Annotated in this window: 14 protein-coding genes, 1 rRNA gene and 1 pseudogene; 14 read left to right on the top strand and 2 right to left on the bottom strand. The window is 69.4% G+C overall.

The window, feature by feature from the left end:
• Positions 1–8 precede the first annotated feature (8 nt).
• The 4 genes and pseudogenes from rrf to IU452_RS28865 form a co-directional block, all read left to right on the top strand.
• Positions 9–125: ribosomal RNA gene (gene rrf / locus IU452_RS28880) — 5S ribosomal RNA — on the top strand.
• A 202-nt stretch (positions 126–327) separates the two neighbouring features.
• Positions 328–1,692: a hypothetical protein gene (locus tag IU452_RS39650; protein ID WP_416382377.1), complete on the top strand. Its 1,365-nt coding sequence runs from the start codon at positions 328–330 to the stop codon at positions 1,690–1,692.
• Between the two features lie 17 nt (positions 1,693–1,709).
• The gene (locus IU452_RS28870) at positions 1,710–2,600 is read left to right on the top strand and encodes an HAD-IIA family hydrolase (protein WP_324192875.1); all 891 of its coding nucleotides are present in this window, start codon (positions 1,710–1,712) and stop codon (positions 2,598–2,600) included.
• A gap of 73 nt (positions 2,601–2,673) precedes the next feature.
• Positions 2,674–3,102, top strand: a pseudogene (locus IU452_RS28865) (Clp protease N-terminal domain-containing protein); the annotation flags it as partial.
• A gap of 286 nt (positions 3,103–3,388) precedes the next feature.
• Here the strand turns inward: IU452_RS28865 and IU452_RS28860 are convergent.
• Positions 3,389–4,081 carry a YdcF family protein gene (locus tag IU452_RS28860; RefSeq protein WP_324192874.1) on the bottom strand — a complete coding sequence of 231 codons (693 nt, stop codon included), beginning with the start codon at positions 4,079–4,081 and terminating at the stop codon, positions 3,389–3,391.
• 122 nt (positions 4,082–4,203) lie between these two features.
• Between IU452_RS28860 and IU452_RS28855 the strand changes: the two genes are divergently transcribed.
• From IU452_RS28855 to recN, 4 genes are read left to right on the top strand one after another with little or no spacing between them, the layout of a single operon-like run.
• Positions 4,204–4,482: a hypothetical protein gene (locus tag IU452_RS28855; RefSeq protein WP_195112335.1), complete on the top strand. Its 279-nt coding sequence runs from the start codon at positions 4,204–4,206 to the stop codon at positions 4,480–4,482.
• A gap of 1 nt (position 4,483) precedes the next feature.
• Positions 4,484–5,296 carry a TlyA family RNA methyltransferase gene (locus IU452_RS28850; protein ID WP_195112334.1) on the top strand — a complete coding sequence of 271 codons (813 nt, stop codon included), beginning with the start codon at positions 4,484–4,486 and terminating at the stop codon, positions 5,294–5,296.
• Positions 5,293–6,279, top strand: coding sequence for an NAD kinase (locus IU452_RS28845; RefSeq protein WP_195112333.1), 987 nt, complete (start codon positions 5,293–5,295; stop codon positions 6,277–6,279). The genes IU452_RS28850 and IU452_RS28845 overlap by 4 nt, the downstream gene beginning before the upstream one ends.
• Positions 6,257–8,035, top strand: a complete 1,779-nt coding sequence (recN, locus tag IU452_RS28840; RefSeq protein ID WP_195112332.1) for a DNA repair protein RecN — start codon at positions 6,257–6,259, stop codon at positions 8,033–8,035. The genes IU452_RS28845 and recN overlap by 23 nt, the downstream gene beginning before the upstream one ends.
• Before the next feature lie 155 nt (positions 8,036–8,190).
• On the opposite strand, the gene IU452_RS28835 is transcribed toward recN, so the two are convergent.
• Positions 8,191–8,613, bottom strand: coding sequence for an SRPBCC family protein (locus tag IU452_RS28835; RefSeq protein ID WP_195112331.1), 423 nt, complete (start codon positions 8,611–8,613; stop codon positions 8,191–8,193).
• 150 nt (positions 8,614–8,763) lie between these two features.
• On the opposite strand from IU452_RS28835, the gene steA reads away from it, so the two are divergent.
• The 6 genes from steA (at position 8,764) to IU452_RS28805 (ending at position 15,372) form a co-directional block, all read left to right on the top strand.
• Entirely contained in the window at positions 8,764–9,990 is a 1,227-nt protein-coding gene (gene steA / locus IU452_RS28830; RefSeq protein WP_195112330.1) for a putative cytokinetic ring protein SteA, read from the top strand.
• Positions 9,987–10,922, top strand: coding sequence for a copper transporter (locus IU452_RS28825; protein ID WP_195112329.1), 936 nt, complete (start codon positions 9,987–9,989; stop codon positions 10,920–10,922). Before steA ends, IU452_RS28825 begins: the two co-directional genes overlap by 4 nt.
• A gap of 307 nt (positions 10,923–11,229) precedes the next feature.
• Positions 11,230–12,963 (top strand): CTP synthase, encoded by a 1,734-nt coding sequence (locus IU452_RS28820; protein WP_195112328.1) that lies wholly within the window; start codon positions 11,230–11,232, stop codon positions 12,961–12,963.
• Positions 12,960–13,598: an NUDIX domain-containing protein gene (locus tag IU452_RS28815; RefSeq protein WP_195112327.1), complete on the top strand. Its 639-nt coding sequence runs from the start codon at positions 12,960–12,962 to the stop codon at positions 13,596–13,598. Before IU452_RS28820 ends, IU452_RS28815 begins: the two co-directional genes overlap by 4 nt.
• 201 nt (positions 13,599–13,799) lie before the next feature.
• Positions 13,800–14,726 (top strand): site-specific tyrosine recombinase XerD, encoded by a 927-nt coding sequence (xerD, locus tag IU452_RS28810; protein ID WP_195112326.1) that lies wholly within the window; start codon positions 13,800–13,802, stop codon positions 14,724–14,726.
• A gap of 94 nt (positions 14,727–14,820) precedes the next feature.
• Entirely contained in the window at positions 14,821–15,372 is a 552-nt protein-coding gene (locus tag IU452_RS28805; RefSeq protein ID WP_324192873.1) for a GNAT family N-acetyltransferase, read from the top strand.
• Positions 15,373–15,383: the final 11 nt, after the last annotated feature.

Here is a 15,383-nt window from a genome sequence, read left to right as displayed (position 1 = left end):
CATAGAGTTACGGCGGTTATAGCGGTGGGGAAACGCCCGGTCCCATTCCGAACCCGGAAGCTAAGCCTGCCAGCGCCGATGGTACTGCACTCGCCAGGGTGTGGGAGAGTAGGACACCGCCGGAACATACTTCCCGGAAAGGGGACCCATATCGTGGGTCCCCTTTTCGCCGTTCAGCAGCCTGTGCCGCCCCCGTGACGGTGCCGCATGGCAGGCGGCTCGTCCGCACGTGATTGAATTCGAGTAGGCGGGCCCTCGCGGCCCGGCCTCACGCGGGTGTGAGCGCCGCGGCCGGGCATCGAGGAGAAAGCAGAGAGAGGGAACACCGTGTCGGAGCAGAACGACGGTAGGAAACCCTTCCGCCGTAGCGGACCCGGATCGGGTGGCTCCGGCGCAGGTCGTGGCGGCCAGGGTGAGGGCCGCGGTGGATTCCGCCGCGGCGGCCCCGACCGCCCCACCGGCGAAGGCCGGGGCGGATCCCAGCGCGGCAGCGGCCGCGGCTCCGACCGCCCCCACGGCGACGATCGCGGCGGCTACGGCCGAGGCGACTCCGCCCGCGGCGGTTCGGACCGCCGATTCGGCGAAGACCGAGGCGGATCCGGTCGTGGTGGTTTCCGCCGTGACGATGCTCGTGGTGACGCCGGTCGTGGTGGTTTCCGCCGCGATGATGCTCGTGGTGAGTCCGGTCGTGGCGGTTTCCGCCGTGACGATGCTCGTGGTGACTCGGGTCGTGGTGGTTTCCGCCGCGACGATGCTCGCGGCGGGTTCCGTCGGGATGATGCCCGTCATGAGTCCGGTCGCAGGGGTTTCCGCGGGGCGGAGGCGGGGCGTGGCCGCGATGACGCGCGTGAATTCGCTGGGGAGGCCGGGGAATTCGAGGGGCGTAACGCCTCGGTCGAGGGCGCCGACGGTGTGCAGGAGCGGCGTCGGGGCGGTGAAGGCGCGCAGTTCAGCAAGAATGCCGACCGTCGTGCCGGTCGTCCGGACGAGCCGCCGCTGCCCGACGACGTCGAGGCCGCGGACCTGGATTCCGCCGTGCGGCGCGACCTGCTCAGCCTCGACAAGAACAATGCCGAAACGGTGGCGCGCCACCTCGTGATGGCGGCCCGGCTCATCGACGAAGACCCGGAACAGGCGCTGGCACACGCCCGCGCGGCCCGGCAACGCGCAGGCCGCATCGCCGTGGTTCGCGAAACCGCCGGTGTCACCGCCTATCACGCGGGTGAATGGGCCGAAGCCCTGTCGGAGCTGCGGACCGCGCGCCGGATGTCCGGCGGCTCCGGACTGCTGGCCGTCATGGCCGACTGCGAACGCGGCCTGGGCCGTCCCGAACGGGCCATCGAACTCGGCCGCAGCGACGAAGCCCGGCAACTGCGCGGTGACGAGGCGACCGAGCTGCGCATCGTCGTCGCCGGAGCCCGCATGGACCTCGGCCAGTACGACCAGGCCGTCGTCACCCTGCAGACCCCGGACCTGGACCCGTCCCGCACGGGTTCCGCCGCGGCCCGCCTGTTCTATGCCTACGCCGAGGCCCTGCTGGCCGCCGGTCGCGCCGACGAGGCGCTGAAATGGTTCCTCAACGCCGCGTCCGCCGATGTCGACGGCGAGACCGACGCCGAGGAGCGCGCCGACGAACTCGCCGGCGCGAGTAACGAAGACGATGAATGGCCTGGCGCCGAAGACGACGAATAACGCGGAGTGAGGTTGCTGTGACACGGTTGCGCGACCGGTTCGGCGCACTGCTGCTGGATCTCGACGGCACCCTGTATCGCGGGCCCGCGGTGATCCCCGGCGCGCCCGAGGCACTTTCGACCGGGTCGGACGGCCAGGTCCTGATGTATGTCACCAACAACGCGAGCCGTTCGGCCGCGGCGGTGGCCGGGCATCTGGCCGAATTGGGTTTCGCCGCAACCGAGAACGATGTGGTCACCAGTGCCCAGGCGGCGGCGCATGTGCTCGCCGATCGACTGCCTCCGGGCTCGACCGTGCTGATCGTCGGCACCGACGATCTGGCCGACGAGGTGGACCGCGCCGGCTTGCGCCCCCTCCGTCGCTTCGACGGCACCGCGCCCGATGCCGTGGTCCAAGGACATTCGCCCGAGACCGCCTGGCCGGACCTGGCCGAGGCCGCCTACGCCCTGCGCGCCGGTGCCCTGTGGGTGGCCGCGAATACCGATGCCACCCTGCCGAACGAGCGCGGACTGGCCCCGGGCAACGGCTCGATGGTCGCCGCCCTGCGCACCGCCACCGACCTCGAGCCGATCGTCGCGGGCAAGCCGTACGCCCCGCTGCTCGAGGATGCCCTCGACCGCGCGGGCACCCGCGACGCCCTGGTGGTCGGCGACCGCCTCGACACCGACATCGACGGCGCGCACTGCGTCGGCCTGCCCTCCCTGCTCGTCCTCACGGGCGTGAGCACCCTGGCCGACCTCCGCAAACAGCCCGCCGAGCGACTGCCCACCTACGTGGCCGACTCGCTCGACGCCCTCAATCGGCCGGTGGCCGACGTGGAAGTGGCGATCGATGAAGGGGACCTCGCGGACCGGCTGGCCGATCTGTTGCGACAGCATCCGGGACGGGCCATCACCCTCGTCCGGTAGGCCTCCGGCCACAGTATTGCCGCGGCAACGCCTTTCGCCTCCCGCAGAGCCGTGGAGGGGCGACAATGGCGGCATGTTCGAACGATTCACCGACCGGGCGCGCCGGGTGATCGTCTTGGCTCAGGAGGATGCTCGTCAGCTCGGGCACAACTACATCGGGACCGAGCACATTCTGCTCGGGCTGGCCAACGAGGGGGAGGGGGTCGCCGCACAGGTGTTGCGGAGTTTCGGTGTCGACTTGGACGAGCTGCGGGACGGCGTGGTGGAGATCATCGGCCACGGGAAGTCCGAGCCGACCGGGCATATTCCCTTTACTCCCCGTGCGAAGAAGGTACTGGACCTGTCGTTGCGGGAGGCACTGCAACTGGGGCACAGATATATCGGCACCGAGCACATCCTGCTCGGCGTGGTCCGCGAAAGCGACGGCGTCGGTGCGCAGGTCCTGGAGCGCCGCGGTATCGAGCTGAACGATCTGCGAAACCGCATCATCGAACAACTCACCACTGTGCCACCGGCACCCGAGCCCGCCGTCCCCACTGCCCAGTCACGAATGGTCATCCGTTCCCTCACGGAAGAGAACCGGCTGCTGCGCCGCGAGGTCGATCGCCTCCGCGACTTCATCACCCGCCACCTCGGTGAGTCCCCGCCCCCCGCCATCGAACTCGCCGACCAGAACCCCGACGAGCAGCCACCCACGTCTTCCACCGACCACGGATAACAGCCCCGGAGTCGCGCACCGGCGTGTTCATCCATGTCGTTCCGGCCTGTTTTCGGCCGGAAGCGGTGGTTCAGCGCGAGCCGAGCAGAGCAGCTTTGCGGACGATGCGGGTGTGGGCAAGTACGAGCACAACCGCCTGTCCGGCTCGCCGGCGGGCGATGGCGGCGAGTTCGTGTCCGGCGGTCGGGATCTTCAGCCACCAGTATTCCAAGGGACGGTAGTCGGCGGCCGGGGCCAGGCGGGCGGCGAGGTCCGGGCGCTGCTGCGCGAGGTAGCGGCGGGCACGGGCCGCGTGCATGGGGTCGGAGGCGATCTTGATGCGGTCGGCGTGCTCGATCAGGGGGATCGTGAATTCGATGTTCTGCCAGGTGCTTTCGGCCTTGGTTTCGGTGCGGATGCGTTCCGGCGGCACGCCCAGCCGGTCGCGGGCGTAGCGCGCCATCACCTCGGCCTCGGGCCACCCGTTCCTGACCGCTCCGCCGGAGAACACCACCACGCCGTCGCACCGCGGATCCACCGAGCGCGCCGCGATACGGCAGCGCCAGCGCTGCAGCGGATGTGTCCCACCGTCGTCCCGGGCCGGGAAACCCAGCACCACAATGGCTTCGGTCCGATTCCGGGACGGGCCGGAGGCGGGCGCCGACGCGCGCCGAGCGGCCCGCCAGTGCAGTCCTTCGGCACAGCCGACGACCGCGATCGCCGCCGCGCCCAGGGCCGCCGTCATCCGGGCCCGCCGCTTCGTCCCGACTCGATCAGCTCGCACCCGGCACATTCTGCCAAGCGCCGTGAAACTCGCAGCTCACCCGGTACCCGCTCGGCGCAGGCGGGATGTGGCGCGGGCGGTACGTGTGTTCGAATCCGAACTCCGGTAGCGTTGTCGGCACCATGACTACGCCGAATCCTCGTCCGCACGCACCCGGGTCGAATCCCGGCATACCGCTGCCCGGCCAGCATCTGCCGGGCGCGAATGCGGCGGAGTTCGCCGACCCGGCGCAGGTGCGTGCCGAGGTCGACGCGCTGCTGTCGGAATTGTCTGCGGTAGGCCGTGATTCGGAGGCCGCGGACACCGCGCAGGCCGGTGTGGACATCACCCGACGTGCCCGCATTCTGGAGCAGGCGCACGAGGTGCTGGTCCAGGCCCTGGCGACGGTGGACAAGATCTGAGGTGGCCAGGCGCGCGCGGGTGGACGCCGAACTGGTTCGCCGCGGGTTGGCGCGGTCGCGGGAGCACGCGGTCGAGCTGATCGGCGCGGGCCGCGTCCTGATCAACGGCACGGTCGCGTCGAAAGCGGCGACGGCCGTGGAGCCCGGCACCCCGCTGCTGGTGCGGGAGGAACCCGACGAGGTGCAGTGGGCCTCGCGGGGAGCACACAAACTGCTCGGGGCCCTGGAGGCCTTCGAACCGCAGGGGCTGACCGTCGCCGATAAGCGCTGCCTCGATGCCGGTGCCTCGACGGGCGGCTTCACCGATGTGCTGCTGACGCGCCGGGCCCGTGAGGTCGTCGCCGTCGATGTCGGCTATGGCCAACTGGTGTGGCGGCTGCGCACCGACGAGCGGGTGCGGGTCCTCGACCGCACCAATGTCCGCTCCCTGACCCCCGACGCCATCGGCGGTCCGGTCGATCTGGTCGTGGCCGATCTGTCGTTCATTTCGCTGGGTCTGGTGCTTCCGGCGCTGGCCGCGTGTTGCGCGCCGGGTGCGGACCTGTTGCCGATGGTGAAACCCCAATTCGAGGTGGGCAAGGAGCGGGTAGGCTCCGGCGGTGTGGTGCGGGATCCGGCATTGCGCGCCGAGGCCGTGCGTGAGGTGGCGGCCGCGGCCATCGACCATGGGCTGTCCACGCGCGGCGTGGTAGCCAGCCCACTGCCCGGCCCGTCCGGCAATGTCGAGTATTTCCTGTGGCTGCGCAAGGGCGAGGTCGCTGACGTCGACGTCGCGGCGCTGGTGCAGCGTGCGGTCGAGGAGGGACCTCAGTGAAGCGGGAGATCCTGCTCGTCGCCCATCCCGGCCGGCCCGAGCTGACCGAGACCGCGCATCGCGTGGCGAAGATCTTCGAGGACGCCGGTATCGGCCTGCGGGTGCTGGAGGACGAGGCCTACAGCACCAAACTCGAATGCGACGAATCCGGCGAACCCGACGGGTATCCGGTGCAGGTTGTCGAGCACGGACCCGATGCCGCGGTCGGTTGCGAGATGGTGCTGGCCCTCGGCGGCGATGGCACATTTCTGCGGGCCGCCGAGATGGCGCGGGCGGCGCGGGTGCCGGTGCTGGGAATCAATCTGGGGCGCATCGGATTCCTCACCGAGGCCGAGGTCGAACATCTCGACGATGCGCTGGCTCAGGTGGTGCGCGGCGATTACCGCCTCGAGCAGCGGATGACGATAGATGTCAGTGTCCGAGTCGATGATGTCATCGTGGAACGCGGCTGGGCCCTGAACGAGGCCAGTATCGAAAACGCCACTCGGATGGGCGTGCTGGAGGTGGTGCTCGAGGTCGACGGGCGTCCCGTCTCGCAGTTCGGCTGCGACGGGGTGCTGATTTCGACCCCGACGGGCTCCACCGCCTACGCGTTCTCCGCGGGCGGTCCGGTGGTGTGGCCGGAATTGGAGGCGCTGCTGGTGATTCCCAGCAACGCCCACGCCCTGTTCGCGCGGCCCCTGGTGACCAGCCCGGATTCGCTGATCGCCGTGGAAACCGTTGCGGCGGGTCATGATGCGATAGTTTTCCTGGACGGCCGACGCACCCTCGCGCTGCCGAAGGGCGGGCGGTTCGAGGCCGTCCGTGGGGCCGAACCGGTGCGGTGGGTGCGGTTGGATTCCGCGCCGTTCGCCGACCGGATGGTGCGCAAATTCCAGTTGCCCGTGACAGGCTGGCGGGGCCGCCCGTCTGCGCGGTCGGGCGCAGGCGACGTCGGACACCGCCGAACGGAGAGCACGAGTGCTGACAGAGATCAGGATTGACGGTCTGGGTGTCATTTCCACCGCCACAGCGCAATTCCATGAGGGGCTGACGTGTCTGACCGGCGAGACCGGCGCCGGGAAGACCATGGTGGTGACGAGCCTGCATCTGCTCGGGGGTGCGCGAGCCGACGCGGGCAGAGTGCGCCGCGGGGCGGCCCGCGCGGTGGTGGAGGGCCGCTTCACCCTCGACGAGGTGCACGACAATGCCCGCGACGAGGTCGAGAAGGTGCTGGAATCGGCTGGGGCGCAACGTGACGACGACGGCAGCGTGATCGCGGTGCGCACGGTGTCCAGCGACGGGCGGTCGCGGGCGCATCTGGGTGGGCGCAGTGTTCCCGCGGCGGTGCTGAGCGATTTCACCGCACCGCTGCTGACCGTGCACGGCCAGAACGACCAGCTGCGGCTGCAGCGTCCCGATCAGCAGCTGCATGCCCTCGACCAATTCGCGGGCGAGACCATCGCCGGATTGCTGCGCAAATATCAACTGGCGCGGCGCACCTGGCTGCAGGCCCGCAGCGAACTGCTCGAACGCACCGCCCGCAGCCGCGAACTGGCGCTCGAGGCCGATCGGCTCAAGTACTCGCTCAACGAAATCGACGCCATCGCACCGGAACCCGGCGAGGACCAACGCATCGTCGCCGAGGTGCGGCGGCTGTCGGATCTGGATTCGCTGCGGGAGTCGGCGACCGCGGCCCACGACGCCCTGGCCGGTCCGGCCGACTCGCCCGGGGAGGGTTCGGGTGCGCTGGATCTGCTCGGTGCCGCGCGGGCCCGGCTGGACAGTGCCGAGGATGCGGCACTGGCCGAACTGGCGCCGCGGCTGGGTGAGGCCATCTCGGTGGTCGTGGATCTGACCACCGAGCTGAGCACCTATCTGTCCGATCTGCCATCGGATCCGGGTGCGCTGGATTCGCTGCTGAACCGGCAGGCCGAGCTGAAGACGCTGACCCGCAAGTACGCGCCCGATATCGACGGCGTGATCGCCTGGGCCGACGAGGCGCGCAGCCGCCTCGATTCGCTCGACGTCTCCGACGAGGCGCTGGCCGCGCTGGCCAGGGAGGTCGACGAGGCCGCCGACCAGGTGCGGGAGACGGCCAAGAAGCTGACCGCCGCCCGCACCAAGGCCGCCAAGAAGCTGGCCGCCGCCGTCAGCGCCGAACTCGGCGGACTGGCGATGGGCCGGGCCAAACTCGAGGTCGAGGTGCGTCCGGTGCCCGCCGTCGCCCAGGATTCCGCGCCGATCACGGTGGACGGCAAGCAGTTACATGCCGGGTCGACCGGCGTGGACGAGGTCGAATTCCGATTGGCGGCGCATTCCGGAGCGCGGTCGCTGCCGCTGAGCAAGAGCGCCTCCGGCGGTGAGCTGTCGCGAGTGATGCTGGCCCTCGAGGTGGTGCTGGCCAGTTCCGACCACGGCACCACGATGGTGTTCGACGAGGTCGACGCCGGTGTGGGCGGCCGCGCCGCGGTCGAGATCGGCCGCCGCCTGGCGCGCCTGGCCCGCACCCACCAGGTCATCGTGGTCACCCACCTGCCCCAGGTGGCCGCCTTCGCCGACACCCACCTGGTGGTCGACAAGGTCGACGACGGCAAGGGCGTCAACAGCGGCGTCCACGCCCTCACCAACGACGAACGAGTCAAGGAACTGGCCCGCATGCTCGCCGGCCTCGACGACACCGAAACAGGCCGCGCCCACGCCGAAGAGTTGTTGGAAACCGCCCGCGCCGAAAAGGATGCCACCCCCGCCGCCAGCTAGATCCCGCCCAAAAGCAGGGCGGGAATGGGAGTGTGCCGCAGCGGGAATGGGAGTTTGTCACGCCGGGAACGGTTGGGGCCGCCCGTCTTCTTCCGGGGTGCCGTCTGATTCCCCGCTGACCGGCCGCCAGGCCGGGCAGCGGGGCCAATGAACCCCTACTTCGTGACGGCCTTGCGGGCGGCGCTGAGGAAGGGGGAGATCAGGCCCTTGAGGAACAGTTCGGTGAGGCGGTCGGGGACGGGGAATTTGGGGTAGGACTCCATGCGGTAGGAGACGAGGGTGCCGTCGGGGGCGTCGGCGAAGGTGACGGTGCCGACGTGGCTTTTCACCGGGGCACCGGCGACGATCTTGTACTCCATGCGTTCGCCGGGGACCAGGGCGGTGGTCTCCTCGGTGACGCCGAGGGGGCCGGCGCCGACCTGATACTGCGCGCCGACTCCGTTGGGCTCGGGGGAGCCGGGCTTCTTCAGGGTGAAGGTGATGGGCAGGTAGGCGTTGAGGCTGTCGCGCTCGCTGAACAGCTTGTACACGACCTCGCGCGGGGCGGGGATGACGGCGTCGACCGTAGTGCTGGCCATGAGATCTCCTTCGAATGATGTGAGCCGGAGCATAGCGGTACCGCGGAGGTGCACCGTGAGTCACGTGCATCACAGTGACGAATCATGGAGCGGGCCTTTTCCGGCGCGCCTCCACCACAGGTTGAGGGTTTGCGGCCATCATCGGACGTCATGAAGGTGCTGGCGTTGTTGTCGAGAAACACCGAAACGCTGCCCGGCCTGTCCGGGATAGCCCGCGTGGACCGCAACACCCGGCGTCTGCTCAAGCGAGTCGGACCGGGCGATGTCGTGGTGCTCGACGAGATGGACCTGGATCGGCTCATCGCCGACCGGCTCGTCGAGGCGGGCGTGGCGGCGGTCGTCAACGCGTCGCCGTCGATCTCCGGGCGCTATCCGAATCTGGGGCCGGAAGTGCTGGTGGCCAACGGCATCATGCTGCTGGACACGGTCTCCTCCGACGTCTTCACCAAGATCAAGGACGGCACGAAGGTCCGCATCGACAACGGTGTCGTCTACGCCGACAAGCTCACCAAGAAGGAGCCCGAGGCGCTGGTCGAGGGCATCGAACTCACCGAGCCCGCCATTGCCGAGCGCATGATCGAGGCCCGCAACGGCCTGGCCGACCATCTGGAAGCCTTCGCGGGCAATACGATCGAGTTCTTTCGGACCGAATCTGCGCTGCTGATCGACGGTCTCGGCGTGCCCGAACTCGAATTGTCGATGCGCAACCGGCATGTCGTGGTGGTCGCGGACGGACCCGATCACGAGACCGAACTGAAGGCGCTCAAGCCGTTCATCAAGGAGTACGCCCCGATCCTGATCGGCGTCGGCCGCGGCGCGGACACCCTGCGCCGGGCCAAGTACCGGCCGGACCTGATCGTCGGCGACCCGGAGGAGATCACCGCGAGCGCGCTCAAATGCGGCGCCGAGGTGATCCTGCCCGCCGATACCGACGGCCACGCCAAGGGTTTGGAGCGCATCCAGGATCTCGGCATCGGCGCGACCACCTTCCCCTCCTCGGGCTCGCCCACGGACCTGGCGCTGCTGCTGGCCGACCACCACGGCGCCGCCCTGATCGTGACCTGCGGCGCCGCCGCCGCACTGGACGACTTCTTCGACCGCAGCCGCCGCGAATCCAGCCCGGCCACCTTCCTCACCCGCCTCAAGACCGGCCCGAAACTGATGGACGCCAAGGCGGTCGCCACGCTGTACCGGCACCGCACCTCCGGCTGGGCCGCCGCGCTGGTCGTGCTCGCCGCGCTGATCGCCCTCATCGTGGCCGTGCTGGCCTCGCACATGGGCCCCGAGGTGCTCGACTGGATCAGCTCCACCTGGCATCATGCGCAGGTCCGGGTGTACGACCTACTCCACGGGAACGGGCAGGGGACTACTACGTGATTTCCTTACGGCAGCACGCCATTTCGATCGCCGCGATCTTCCTCGCCCTGGCGATCGGACTGGTGCTCGGCTCGCACGCACTGAACGGCACCGGACACGGCGGCGGCTGGTTCAACCACGGTGACCGGCAGCGAACCGAGGCGCTGACGGCGCAGAACGGCCACCTCACCGATGAGCTGAACGCGGCCGACGGTTTCATCGCCCGCTCCGCCGGACGCATCCTCGGCGGCACCCTCGCCAACCGCAGCGTGCTGGTCTTCACCACTCCCGATGCCGACACCGGCGACGTCGACGCCGTCACCAAGGCGCTGACCACCGCGGGTGCGGCCGTGACCGGGAAGATCGCGCTCACCGACGCATTCGCCGACTCCGGCCAGGGCGACCGGTTGCGCACCGCGATCACGAATATGATCCCCGCCGGAGCCCAGCTGCAGACCGGCGCCGTCGATCAGGGCAGCCTGGCCGGAGACCTGCTGGGCGTGGCGTTTCTGACGGACCCCGCGGGCGGTCAGCCGCGCGCCACCGACCAGGAACGGGGGCTGATCCTGGACACGTTGCGCGGCGGCGGTTTCCTCACCTTCGGCGATGTGCAGCCCGCGCAGCTGACGGTCGTGGTGACCGGCAACGGCGCGAAAGCCGAGGACAACAACCGCGGTTCGATCATCGGCCGATTCGCCGGTGGCCTGCGCGGCCGCGGCGCGGGCGTGGTGCTCGCCGGGCGGGCCGGGTCGGCCGACGGCGCGGGCCCGATCGCGGTGGTCCGCGCGGATTCCCAGCTCTCCGGCTCGGTCACCACCGTGGACAATGTGGACCGCGAAATCGGACGCATCACAACGGCTTTGGGATTGGCCGAACAGCTCGGCGGCGGCGCCGGGCGCTATGGAACCGGCAGTAGGGCCAGTTCGCTCACCGTCGTGGCGCTGCCGCAGTAACCGGTCGCAAATCCTCGAGGCAACCCCGCCCGGGTCGTCCGCTACCGCTATGCACCCGCGGTGCGCCGCCGGTTGCTCGGCAGCGCCTGGTGAGTCCGGCCCCGTGGATGGATCACCGAGCCCGTGCGGACCGTCGTGTCGGGGAGCGTGGACGACCTCGTCAAGGCGGCTGCTGCGGAATAACCGGCGACGGATGTGGCGTGCGGCATCGGATGGGGCCGATGTGACGAAGGAGTTCCCGGCCAACGCGCAGCAACCGCGCGTGGCATTCGTTTCGCCACCGTTTTCCGTGTTACTGTGAAGTCCCGTGGGTCAATCACGGATTCCGGCGCGCACGGCCACCAAACATATCTTCGTCTCCGGCGGCGTCGCCTCCTCTCTCGGTAAGGGCCTGACCGCCTCCAGCCTCGGCCAACTGCTCACCGCGCGCGGTCTGCGCGTGACGATGCAGAAGCTCGATCCGTACCTCAATGTCGATCCCGGCACCATGAACCCGTTCCAGCACGGTGAGGTGTTCGTGACCGAGGACGGCGCCGAGACCGATCTCGACGTCGGTCACTACGAGCGCTTCCTCGACCGGAATCTGTCGCGGGATGCGAATGTCACCACCGGTCAGGTGTATTCGTCGGTGATCGCCAAGGAGCGCCGCGGCGAATACCTCGGCGACACCGTGCAGGTGATCCCGCATATCACCGACGAGATCAAGAACCGCGTCCTCGCCATGGCGGGCCCGGATCTGTACGGACAGGTTCCGGACGTGGTCATCACCGAGATCGGCGGCACCGTCGGCGACATCGAATCGCAGCCGTTCCTCGAGGCCGCTCGCCAGATCCGCCACGAGGTGGGCCGCGACAACTGCTTCTTCCTGCATGTGACTCTGGTGCCGTACTTGGCGCCCTCGGGCGAGCTGAAGACCAAGCCGACCCAGCACTCGGTCGCGGCCCTGCGCAGCATCGGTATCCAGCCCGACGCGCTGATCCTGCGCTGCGACCGTGAGGTGCCGCCGCCGCTGAAGGGCAAGATCGCGCTGATGTGCGACGTCGACGTCGACGCCTGCATCTCGACCCCCGACGCGCCATCGATCTACGACATCCCGCGTGTGCTGCACCGCGAGGGCCTGGACGCCTATGTGGTGCGCAAACTGGGTCTGCCGTTCCGCGACGTGGACTGGACGGTGTGGGGCGACCTGCTCGATCGGGTGCACAACCCGCGCGAGGAGGTCACCGTCGCACTGGTCGGCAAGTACGTGGATCTGCCCGACGCCTATCTGTCGGTGACCGAGGCGCTGCGTGCGGGCGGATTCGCCGCCCGGGCGAAGGTGAACATCCGCTGGGTGCAGTCCGACGAATGTGAGACTCCCGTCAACGCGCAGCAACATCTGCACGATGTGGACGCGGTACTGATCCCGGGCGGCTTCGGTATTCGCGGCATCGAGGGCAAGATCGGCGCGATCCGCTACGCCCGCACTCGCGGCATCCCGCTGCTCGGGCTGTGCCTGGGCCTGCAGTGCGTGGTGATCGAGGCGGCCCGCTCGGTCGGCCTCGAGGACGCCAACTCCGCCGAATTCGAGCCCGACACCAAGCATCCGGTGATCTCGACCATGGCCGATCAGGAGCAGGCGGTCGCGGGCGAGGCCGATCTGGGCGGCACCATGCGGCTGGGCGCCTACCCGGCGGTGCTGCAGAAGGGGTCGGTGGTCGCCCAGACCTACGGCGCCACCGAGGTGTCCGAGCGGCACCGGCACCGCTTCGAGGTCAACAACGCCTACCGCGACAAGATCGCCCAGAGTGGGCTGCGGTTCAGCGGCACCTCGCCGGACGGGCATCTGGTCGAGTTCGTGGAGTTGCCCGCCGACAAGCATCCGTATTTCGTCGCCACCCAGGCCCATCCGGAGTTGAAGAGCCGGCCCACCCGGCCGCATCCGCTGTTCGCCGGGTTGATCTCGGCGGCGCTGAAATACAAGGCGGCCGAACGGCTTCCGGTGGAGATTCCGGGCGAGTCCGAGGTCGAGGTCGACGAGGGCGAGCGGGTCTCGCAGTGACGAACGGTGCGGGCACGCACGATTTCGAGACGGTGTCCAGCCGCACCGTGTATTCGGGCGCGATTCTGGCGCTGCGGCTGGATCAGGTCCGCATGCCCGGCGGGCGGGTGGTCGAGCGTGAGGTGATCGAGCATCACGGGGCCGTCGCCGTCGCCGCCGTGGACGAGGCGGGTGATCTCGTGCTGATCGACCAGTATCGGCACCCGATCGGCCGCCGCCTGCTCGAATTGCCCGCCGGATTGCTCGACAAGCACGGGGAGGATCCGCTCGAGGCCGCCAAGCGCGAGCTGGCCGAGGAGACGGGGCTGGCCGCGCGGGACTGGTCGGTGCTGGTCGATGTCGCATTGTCGCCCGGCTTCACCGACGAGGCGCTGCGCATCTACCTCGCCACCGGCCTCACCGAAACCGACCGTCCGGAACCGGAATTGGAGGAGGCCGACCTCGAGATCGTCCGGATGCCGGTCGACGACGCGGTCCGCGCGGCGCTGTCCGGCGAGATCGTCAACGCCACCGCCGTAGCGGGCGTACTGGCATTGTCGACGGCCCGCAGCCGCAACCTCCCGCTGCGCCCGGCAGACGCGCCCTGGCCGGGGATGCCCACGGCCTTCCTGGACCGCAAGGCTGCCGGGAAGTAAGCACTCGGCTCGGATCGTCCGCGCGATGGTCCCCGTCTTCCGGCCCTGGGGGGCCGGAAGACGGGAAATGTGGAGAGGGCCCTTCCCGCTCCGGCTCACACCCTTTCCGTCTTATTCCCTGCACCGTCCGCGCAGCGGGCGGTGCAGGGCCTCGCGCGGTGCGCTCGCAACGGTGTCGGTGGTAGCTGCCATGATGGTGCCGTGTTGCAGCGGCAGATCGCGGCCTATCTCGACCACTTGACGGTCGAGAAGGGAGCCGCGCGTAACACTCTCAGCGCGTATCGGCGGGACCTGGGCCGGTATCGGGAGTTTCTGGAACAGCGCGGGATCCACGGGCTCGATGCGGTGAGCGAGAGCGATATCGCGGATTTCGTGGTCTCGCTGCGGGCCGGGGGCAACGGCTATCCGCCGCTGGCGGCGAGTTCGGCCGCGCGCGGGCTGGTCGCGGTGCGCGGATTGCATCGGTTCGCCGCCGCCGAAGGGATGACCGCCGGTGATGTCGCGCATCCGGTGAAGCCGCCCACCCCGGCGCGGCGGCTGCCCAAAGCGCTGCCGTACGACCAGATTTCGAAGCTGCTGGAGGCGGCGGGCGGGACCGGCGAGGCCGACGGCGGACCTCGGGGACTGCGCGACAGGGCCCTGCTCGAGCTGCTGTATTCGACGGGCGCCCGCATCTCGGAGGTGGTGGGCCTCGATGTGGACGACATCGACGTCGCCGACCGTTCGGTCGTGCTGCACGGCAAGGGCGGTAAACAGCGCATCGTGCCGATCGGCCGCCCGGCGCTGGCCGCCCTGGACGCCTACCTGATTCGCGGCCGCCCCGCGCTGGCCCTGCGCGGCAGGGGAAATGCGGCCCTGTTCCTGAATCACCGCGGCGGCCGGTTGTCCCGCCAGAGCGCCTGGCAGGTGCTGCAGGACGCCGCCGACCGTGCCGGTATCGGCGCCGCGGTCTCCCCGCACACTCTGCGCCACTCCTTCGCCACCCACCTGCTCGACGGCGGCGCCGACGTCCGCGTCGTCCAGGAACTACTCGGCCACGCCTCGGTGACGACCACCCAGATCTACACCCTGGTCACGGTCAACACCCTGCATGAGGTCTGGGCGACGGCCCACCCGCGCGCCCGGTAGGAAGATCCGCGGCACCATCATTCGGACATCGTGTCGGGTTGGGGTGCGGACAATTGGTTTGCCGACGGCGTGGTCCCTCTACAACAGTGTCGAGGTGGCTGAACGAATCGAGATTCGGCGCATGTGCGCCACCGATCCCTCCGTGATCGCCCGCGCGTTCGCGGAGATCGGGTGGGACAAACCGGCCGAACAGTACGAGCGGTACCTCGCCGACCAGGAAGCCGGCCGCCGGGTCGGCCTCGTCGCCGAGGCGGAGGGTCGGTTCGCCGGATACTGCACCCTGCTGTGGAATTCGCCGTACGAGCCGTTCGCCGAGCAGGGCATTCCGGAGATCCAGGACCTCAACGTGCTGCCGCGGTTCCAGCGCCGGGGCATCGGCAACGCCTTGCTCGAGGCGATCGAGCATGCCGCCGGTGCGCGCGTCGCTACGGTGGGTCTCGGCGTCGGCCTGTACGCTGACTACGGTGCTGCGCAACGGCTCTACGTTCGCCGTGGATATCTTCCGGATGGGCGGGGTGTGATGTACCGGAATCGGCCGGTTCCCCCCGGAGGCACCGTCTGTCTCGACGACGAGGCGGTGCTGATGTTCGTCCGCAACCTGCCACGGCGCACTGAAGCCATGCTCACAAAGCGTGTCCGAGCGTAAGTCTTGCGCTC

This window comes from Nocardia transvalensis, assembly GCF_015477765.1.
GTDB lineage: Bacteria > Actinomycetota > Actinomycetes > Mycobacteriales > Mycobacteriaceae > Nocardia > Nocardia transvalensis_A.
The sequence above is the reverse complement of the archived record's forward strand: the minus strand, read 5'-3'. Positions and strand labels throughout refer to the sequence as shown.